Below are 7,220 nucleotides of genomic sequence, written 5' to 3'. Positions count from 1 at the left end.
GGTGGGAAGGTTGGTATTCCGTCGGGCCCGGAGACGCATCTGCGGATGCCGCTGGCCGATTTCGGGCGGTTGCAGGGCGTGGGGATCGATTTCGGTGACGATGACGGGATCGTGGCGCATCTGCGCGCGGTAAAATCCGAAGCCGAGATCGCCAAGATCGCTCAAAGCTGTGCCATTGCTGGCCGGGCTTTCACGCGGATCGGCGAGGTGGCGCGTGCGGGTGTCGCCATGACGGAAGTGTTTCGCGGCTTTCAGCGCCTGCTGCTGGATGAGGGAGCGGATTGGGTGCCTTATGTCGCGGGCGGGGCGGGGCCGCTGGGCTATGCGGACGTGATTTCGCCCGCCGACGAAACGCCACTGTCCGAGGGTGATGTTCTGATGCTCGATACCGGGGCGTTGTGGGACGGATACTTCTGTGATTTCGATCGGAATTTCGCCATCGGTGAGGCCAATCCAAGGGCCGAGGCCGCCTGGGCGCATCTGGTCGAGGCCGTCGAGGCGGGAGAAGCGGTGGCACGGCCCGGGGCGCGGGCGCGTGATGTATGGGCGGCGATGGCCCGCATCGTGGGGGCGGGCGAAACCGCCGGGCGGCTGGGTCACGGGCTGGGGATGCAACTGACCGAGGGACTTTCACTGACGGCGCGGGACGATACCGAGCTCGAGCCGGGGATGGTGATCACGCTCGAACCCGGGATCGAGACGGCAGAGGGCATATTCATGGTGCATGAGGAGAACTTAGTCATCCGCGAGGATGGGCCGCAACGTCTCAGCCCATTTGCCAGCGGCCGCTTGCCGTTGATCGGTGTCTAGGCGAGGATTGGCCGTCGGGTGCGCGCGTGGTCTCAGAGGACGGTGGGAGGCAACTTGCAATTCAGATAGGCAGAGCACGCCCGAGGGCTTCTGAGAGGTGTCGCACCGTTCGACCGGTGACAGGATGAAACCGGGAGCTCGCGAGAAGGGGAATGACGGATGGTGAAGCGCGCGGCTTTTCGGATTGGCCAGGAGAGTGTGCCCCCAGGCACACGCCGAACCATCGACCTTCCGGTCAGCGTGATGTCGGATCACACGCCGGTCACGATGTCGGCCCATGTCATTCATGGCAGGCGAGATGGCCCGATCGTGTTCGTGAGCGCGGGGGTGCATGGCGACGAGATCATCGGGGTCGAGATCGTGCGGCGCCTGTTGCGGCTGCCCGGGTTGAAAAGCCTACGTGGCACGCTGATCGCCATTCCAATCGTCAATGCCTTCGGATTTCTGAGCCATTCCAGGTATTTGCCCGACAGGCGTGATCTCAACCGGTGCTTTCCCGGCACCGAGGGCGGGTCGCTTGCGTCACGCCTTGCGCATCTTTTCATGGAAGAGATCGTCGGCCGATGCGACCTTGGAATCGATCTGCATTCGGCGGCCGTGCATCGCACAAACCTGCCCCAGATCCGGATTTCACCGGACAACCGCGAGACATCCCGCTTGGCTGGCGTTTTCGGGGCGCCGGTGATCCTCTATTCGCAGCTTCGCGAAGGATCATTGCGTGCGGCGGCCAAGGAGGCGGGGGTTGATGTCCTGCTTTATGAAGCGGGTGAGGCATTGCGTTTTGACGAGATGGCCGTTCGGGCCGGTGTGAGCGGCATTCTACGGGTCTTGCGGGATCAGGGCATGTTGCCCTCGAAAGGCATCGCGAAACCGCGGCGCAAACCACTCGTGTCGGTGTCAAGTCGTTGGCTCAGGGCCCCACAGGGGGGATTGCTGAGATCCTTCAGGTCCGAAGGTGACATGATCGAGGAAGGCGAGACCCTGGCCGTCGTGTCGGATCCGTTTGGCGAAGTCGAAATCCCCGTGGTTTCGGACCGTGCCGGACTGATCGTCGGTCGAACCGTGTTTCCGAGTGTGAACGAGGGGGACGCGGTGTTTCATCTGGCGCAGGTTTCCGACATGGATGATGTGGAAGAGACGCTCGAATTTCTTTCGTCCCAACTCGAAGAAGATCCGCTTTTCGAGGAAGATGCGATCACTTGATGAGAATGGTGTGATGGTCTCTGCCTGACAGCATGCAGGTCGGCCATTCGGATCAGAGTCCGACGATTGAACGAAGCTCCTCTGGTGTGCGCCCCTCGGCGCGGTAAGTGGCGATGGCACGGGCGTTGTCGCGCTTGGCAAGGCGCTTGCCGTGCTCGTCGCGGATCAGGCGATGGTGGTGATAGATTGGCGTTGGGAGATGCAGAAGCCGTTGCAAGACAACATGGATCGCGGTTGCGCCGAACAGGTCCTCGCCGCGCACGACATGAGTGATGCCCTGCGCAGCGTCGTCGAGTACGACCGACAGGTGGTAGGACCCCGCCATCCCGCGCCGTGCCAGCACGACATCCCCCACATTGGAGAGCAGCCAATCGAAAGGGATATCGATAAGGCCGGTTTCGCCACTTGGGTCTGATCCCTCTTCGCGAAAGGCGAGCGGCGGGCGCATTGGTTGGGCGGCAAGCAGCGCCGTGGCGCGGGCCATGTCGAGGCGCAGCGCGGCATCAGGTCGTGGACCCGAAGGCGGGTGACCTGGTCGGCACGTACCGGGATAGACCATTCCGTCAGGCCCGATCAGAGGGGCGCCACCTTCCTGCGGCGCACTGGTCGCGGCGGCGATGTCGCGCCGTTTGCAGCTGCATGGATAGAGCAACCCGCGCGACCAGAGATGCGCGAGGGTCGCGCGATAACTGTCCAGCCGGTCGGATTGGCGCATGACCGGTTGCGGCCATGTCAGGCCCAGCCATTCAAGATCGTCGTATATCTGCGCTTCCCATTCGGGGCGTGAACGACTTTGGTCGATATCTTCGACCCTGAGCAGGCACTCACCTCCAGCCCGCTGCGCCAGATCTTGGGCGAGCATGGCCGAGTAGGCGTGGCCCAGATGCAGGGGACCGGTTGGAGATGGTGCAAAGCGGGTCCGGAAAATCACGCTTTTTCAAGAATGTATATGTTGGACTTAAGGTCTTGTCCCGGGATGTGGTCGCCATGCTCCCGGCACAGCAAGCGCGAGGCGCCACCATCGGTCCACTCCATGATCTTGGCCTCATACTCGGGCTGTTCAAGCGAGTGGTCATTGAAGGAAAAGGCGAAAAGCCCGTGGCGCGGCAATGCCCTCATCAACTCGTCGAAAAGCGAAAGCGGCGCCGCGCCGATGCCAATGACCCCGATGGCGGTGATCATCGAATAGGCGCCGGGCGTCACCGGTGCGGGCTGTGCCGGGTCGGCCAGGACAAGGTTCCGGTAGGCCGATTTCTGCCGCGCGATGGCCAGCATTTCCGCGGTCACGTCGATGCCGTCGATCACCGTGAACCCGGCGTTCTGGAGCGCGAGGCCGGACATGCCCGTGCCACATCCGTAATCGAGCAGCGGCGCCGACTTGTCGTTTGCAAACCTTGCGAGCGCGTCGGCGATGCGCGCGGGTGTCGCATACCCGTTGGCAGTCAGTTCGGCCTCGTAGGTTTCGGCCCATTCGGCATAGAGTGCGCGGCTGTCGCCGCCTTCGGTCAGTTCATAGACCTTGTCGAGAAATTCCTTGGACATGCGGCGAGTATAAGCGGTCGGATCACGCCGCGTCCAGCACGCAGTGACTGAGCCACTCCTGCCAGTCTGTCTTGGCGCGGCCGGTATAGGCCTGGTATCGGTCCTTGCGCCCGCGCCGCCCGCCCTTGAGGCCCTCGACAGGGGGAAAGAGGCCGAAATTGACGTTCATCGGCTGAAAGGTCTTCGCGTCGGCGCCACCGGTGATGTGGGTGATCAGGGCACCTGTGGCTGTTGTCGGCGGTGGCGGGGGCAGGTCGCGGCCGAGTATCTCGCTGGCGGCCATGCGCCCAGCGAGAAGGCCCATGGCGGCCGATTCGACATAACCCTCGACCCCGGTGACCTGACCTGCAAAGCGGATATGCGGTTTCGAGCGCAGGCGCATCCGCTCGTCCAGCAACGTGGGTGAGTTTATGAACGTGTTGCGATGGATGCCGCCAAGGCGTGCGAAGCTGGCATTTTCAAGCCCTGGAATCATTTTGAAAACAGATGCTTGCGCGCCATACTTCATTTTCGTTTGGAAGCCCACGATATTGTAAAGCGTGCCCAACGCGTTGTCCCTGCGCAGTTGTACCACCGCATGGGGCTTTTCATCCGGCTTGTGCGCGTTGGTGAGCCCCACCGGTTTCATCGGGCCATGGCGCAGGGTTTCGCGACCACGTTCCGCCATGACCTCGATCGGCAGGCAGCCGTCGAAATAACCGGCCGTTTCGCCCGGGTGAAACTCGGTCTTGTCGGCGGCCAGGAGAGCGTCGATGAAAGCCTCGTATTGATCGCGGTTCATCGGACAGTTGAGATAGGCCTTCTGTTCCGCCTCTGTCTCGCCCTTGTCATAGCGTGATTGAAGCCAGGCCACGTTCATGTCGATGCTATCGGCATAGACGATGGGGGCAATGGCATCGAAAAAGGCCAGCCGGTCTGCCCCGGTTTCGGCCTGGATCGCGGCGCCAAGTGCGGAGGATGTGAGCGGCCCGGTGGCAATGATCCAGAGGCCATGATCGGGCAGGGCAGTGATCTCGCCGGTGTTCAGCGCAATCAGTGGATGATCGAGCAAGGCGTTGGTCACCGATCGGGCAAAAGGGTCACGATCGACGGCCAGCGCACCGCCTGCGGGTAGTCGGTGACGGTCGGCCATGGCCATGATGAGCCCATCTGCCCGTCGCATTTCCCAATGCAGGAGGCCCACGGCATTCTGATCACTGTCATCCGAACGGAACGAATTCGAACAGACCATTTCCGCCAGATCGCCGGTTCTGTGAGCGAAGGTCGCAACCTCGGGGCGCATTTCATGGATGATGACGGGCACGCCCATGCGTGCGGCCTGCCATGCGGCCTCGGAGCCTGCGAGCCCGCCGCCAATGATATTCAGCGTTTCTGTCATGTCGCACGATGTAGGCTATCGGCCCGGCTTTGGAAAGGGCCGGTTGAGGCGTAGCCGATCATGGTGTCTTGCCGGTGGTGGTCGTCCGAAATCGGTTCGACCCGCTTGGGCAGGATCGTCAAACAGATCGCATCCCGAGAGAACGGTTGAAATCGGGAGATCGGGAAGGACCGCGTGGGTCACCGGTTCCAGAAGTTCGGCGGCCTGAGAGAGAGGCCTGGAGAGACGGGGTGCCGACGGTGACCCACTTGCGCATGACGGCAATCATATCGTTCATGCCCGTGGTTGAATCTTCGTTAACATCCTTGAATAAAGGAGAACAATGATGAATATGGAAAAAATTGGGCAGTATTCTGGAAACAATCAGCGCGAGCGACGCGATTGCCTTGCGAATCAGCTTTGCCAGTCTGGCGGACGCTTTTCGATGAAGGCGGAGATGCCTTCGTTGGTATCACGCAAGAGCATGTTCTCGACCATTACGGCACCGGTGTGGGTGTAGGCCCCTTCCAGGGTCATTTCGAGTTGGTCGTAGAACGCGCGCTTGCCGATCGTGACGGCCGCCGAAAGCTTGGATGCGACGGTTTCGGCCAGTGCCAGGGTCTCGGTCTCGAGCGCGTCGGGGGAAGCGACGCGGTTGATCAAGCCGATGGCAAGGGCCCGGTCGGTGTCGATGAACTCACCGGTGGTGAGCATTTCGAACGCCTGCTTGCGCGGCACGTTGCGCGAGAGCGCCACCATCGGGGTCGAGCAGAACAGCCCGATATTCACACCGTTGACGCCAAATCGCGTGCCCTGGGCGGCCACGGCCATGTCGCAGGAGGCGACCAGCTGGCAGCCCGCGGCAGTGGCGATGCCGTGGGGCATGGCGATGACGGGCTGGGGCATTTCGCGAATGCTCATCATCACGCGGGTGCAGCGGTCGAAGAGATCCTTGAAATAGGCGCGCCCGCCGTCCTCGGCCTGGCGGCCCTGCTGCATCTGCTTGAGGTCATGGCCAGCGCAGAATGCCTTGCCCGCGCCCGAGATAACCACGGCGCGGATCGAGCTGTCCTCCTTGAGCGCGTCGAATTGCAATTGCAGCGCGGCGAGCATCTCGTCGGACAGGGCGTTGAGGCGGCTTGGGTCGTTGAGGTGCAGCCGTGCCACGGTGCCGGTGTCGTTGCGTTCCAGCAGAGCCATCTTGTTCTCCCCTCTGTTTGACGGCAATCCTAAGGCGGAATGGGCGAGGAGGGAAGAGATGCCGTTGCAAATGAATGCCGAGGAACTGATGGCCTATCTCGAGGAGGTCTTTCCACAGGTGCGGAGCGATTTCGCGGTGGACCGGCTGGCCGAGATGGAGGTCGATCTGCGGCTCAAGGTGGCAGATCGGCACCTGCGGCCGGGTGGCACGGTGTCGGGGCCGAGCATGTTTTCTCTAGCAGATTGCGCGGTTTACGCGATCACGCTGGCCATGGTGGGGCGCAAGGCGCTGGCGGTGACGACCAATGCCACGATCGACTTCATGCGCAAGCCCGCGGCGGGGGCTGACCTCATTGCGCAGTGCCGTTTGCTCAAGCTCGGGCGGGTGCTGGCGGTGGGCGATGTGCTGATCTTCTCGGAAGGCGAGGCGGCGCCGGTGGCGCGTGCATCACTCACCTATTCGCTGCCGCCGGGGGGCGGTTAACACTCGAATCATGGCCCAGAAAACGGGGGGTGATATGCGTATGACTCCCGGCTGCCGCCCGGCTGCCGGGGGAATCAACCCTTTGTTAACCGTGGAAAGGTTAATGGGGCGGACGGCGGGAGGGGGTCGGGCTCCAATGGGCGCGCAATGCGCCGCTGCGCCCATGGGTCCAACGAGTGCTTCGGTCCGGGTGGTCCGCCGGGTCGATTTGAAACGGGTCTGGGCAGGGGCATTTGGTTGGAGGAGGCTCCGAAATTCATGGTTGATCTTGCGGGTCCCTTAACATCGAAAGATTCGGTAACTGTGTTGAATCCGTCTGAATGCGGATGACGGTTTCAAGCCCCGAACTTGCCCTTCGTGCCTAATTCAATATGCGGCTACTTTAGCCTCCTCGCAGGCATAACATTTGGCTCGCCAGACCCTATTGCAAAAGCAAACTGCCTGGTCTGCACACGTTCGCTTGCAGCCAGCGGGCGTTCGTGCGTTTATGTGACAGCCCGATCAGATGCTTAAGAGGAGAATGGCTATGCGTTTTGTCGCGCTGTCCATGGGTGTTCTTGCTTTGACTGCTTGCAGCACAGAGCTGACACAGGATGCGAAATCAGTGAGGCAGATATCCCTTTC

At 61.9% G+C, this 7,220-nt stretch carries 7 protein-coding genes; 3 read left to right on the top strand and 4 right to left on the bottom strand.

Annotated elements, in window-relative coordinates; genetic code table 11:
* On the top strand, positions 1 to 810 hold an 810-nt coding region (locus tag ACESL9_RS16165), incomplete at its 5' end, for a M24 family metallopeptidase (protein WP_372675198.1).
* 159 nt (positions 811 to 969) lie between these two features.
* Positions 970 to 2,013 (top strand): succinylglutamate desuccinylase/aspartoacylase family protein, encoded by a 1,044-nt coding sequence (locus tag ACESL9_RS16160; protein ID WP_372614895.1) that lies wholly within the window; start codon positions 970 to 972, stop codon positions 2,011 to 2,013.
* Positions 2,014 to 2,065: 52 nt separating this feature from the next.
* Here the strand turns inward: ACESL9_RS16160 and gluQRS are convergent, their stop codons facing one another.
* From gluQRS to ACESL9_RS16140, 4 genes are all read right to left on the bottom strand, one after another.
* Complete coding sequence (gene gluQRS, locus ACESL9_RS16155) at positions 2,066 to 2,944, bottom strand: tRNA glutamyl-Q(34) synthetase GluQRS (RefSeq protein WP_372675197.1); 879 nt, start codon at positions 2,942 to 2,944, stop codon at positions 2,066 to 2,068.
* Complete coding sequence (locus tag ACESL9_RS16150) at positions 2,941 to 3,555, bottom strand: class I SAM-dependent DNA methyltransferase (RefSeq protein WP_372614897.1); 615 nt, start codon at positions 3,553 to 3,555, stop codon at positions 2,941 to 2,943. The genes gluQRS and ACESL9_RS16150 overlap by 4 nt, the downstream gene beginning before the upstream one ends.
* Before the next feature lie 22 nt (positions 3,556 to 3,577).
* Entirely contained in the window at positions 3,578 to 4,933 is a 1,356-nt protein-coding gene (trmFO, locus tag ACESL9_RS16145; protein ID WP_372614898.1) for a methylenetetrahydrofolate--tRNA-(uracil(54)-C(5))-methyltransferase (FADH(2)-oxidizing) TrmFO, read from the bottom strand.
* Positions 4,934 to 5,326: 393 nt separating this feature from the next.
* Entirely contained in the window at positions 5,327 to 6,112 is a 786-nt protein-coding gene (locus tag ACESL9_RS16140) for an enoyl-CoA hydratase (RefSeq protein WP_372614899.1), read from the bottom strand.
* A gap of 58 nt (positions 6,113 to 6,170) precedes the next feature.
* Between ACESL9_RS16140 and ACESL9_RS16135 the strand changes: the two genes are divergently transcribed.
* Entirely contained in the window at positions 6,171 to 6,596 is a 426-nt protein-coding gene (locus tag ACESL9_RS16135; RefSeq protein WP_372675196.1) for a PaaI family thioesterase, read from the top strand.
* Positions 6,597 to 7,220: the final 624 nt, after the last annotated feature.

Origin of the sequence: Aquicoccus sp. (assembly GCF_041686535.1) — a bacterium.
GTDB lineage: Bacteria > Pseudomonadota > Alphaproteobacteria > Rhodobacterales > Rhodobacteraceae > Aquicoccus.
The sequence above is the reverse complement of the archived record's forward strand: the minus strand, read 5'-3'. Positions and strand labels throughout refer to the sequence as shown.